Here is a 1,101-nt window from a genome sequence, read left to right on the forward strand (position 1 = left end):
TCACTTGATGATCTTGGACACCACGCCGGCGCCGACGGTACGGCCGCCTTCGCGGATCGCGAAGCGCAGACCTTCGTCCATCGCCACCGGGTTGATCAGCGTGACCACCATCTTCACGTTGTCGCCCGGCATCACCATCTCGGTGCCTTCCGGCAGCTCGCACGCACCCGTGATGTCGGTCGTGCGGAAGTAGAACTGCGGACGGTAGCCCTTGAAGAACGGCGTGTGACGGCCGCCTTCGTCCTTCGACAGGACGTAGACTTCGGCTTCGAACTCGGTGTGCGGCTTGATCGAACCCGGCTTGGCCAGCACCTGGCCACGCTCGACGTCGTCACGCTTGGTGCCGCGCAGCAGCAGACCGGCGTTGTCGCCTGCCTGACCCTGGTCGAGCAGCTTGCGGAACATTTCGACGCCCGTGACGGTCGTCTTCTGCACCGGACGGATACCGACGATTTCGATTTCTTCGCCGACCTTGATCACGCCGCGCTCGATGCGGCCGGTGACCACGGTGCCGCGGCCCGAGATCGAGAACACGTCTTCGACCGGCATCAGGAACGCCTTGTCGACGTCACGCTCCGGCTCCGGGATGAAGGTGTCGAGTGCGTCGACCAGCTTCAGGATCGCCGGCACGCCGATGTCGCTCTGGTCGCCTTCCAGCGCCAGACGGGCCGAACCGTGGATGATCGGGGTGTCGTCGCCCGGGAAGTCGTACTTCGACAGCAGCTCGCGCACTTCCATCTCGACCAGCTCGAGCAGCTCGGCGTCGTCGACCATGTCGGCCTTGTTCAGGAACACGACGATGTGCGGCACGCCGACCTGGCGCGACAGCAGGATGTGCTCGCGGGTCTGCGGCATCGGGCCGTCAGCGGCCGAACACACCAGGATCGCGCCGTCCATCTGCGCAGCGCCGGTGATCATGTTCTTGACGTAGTCGGCGTGGCCCGGGCAATCGACGTGCGCGTAGTGGCGCGTCTCGGATTCGTATTCGACGTGTGCGGTCGAGATCGTGATGCCGCGCGCCTTCTCTTCCGGCGCCGCGTCGATCGCGTCGTAGGCCTTGAATTCGCCGCCGAAACGCTCCGCACCGATCTTCGTCAGCGC

The 1,101-nt window shown here is 65.2% G+C and carries 1 protein-coding gene; it reads right to left on the minus strand.

Annotation, left to right across the window (positions count from 1 at the left end; translation table 11 throughout):
- The coding region (gene tuf, locus AC3A5T_RS16915) for an elongation factor Tu (protein WP_487629529.1) at nucleotides 1–1,101 on the minus strand (1,101 nt) is incomplete at its 5' end.

This window comes from Luteimonas sp. Soil_C_16 (assembly GCF_057657295.1).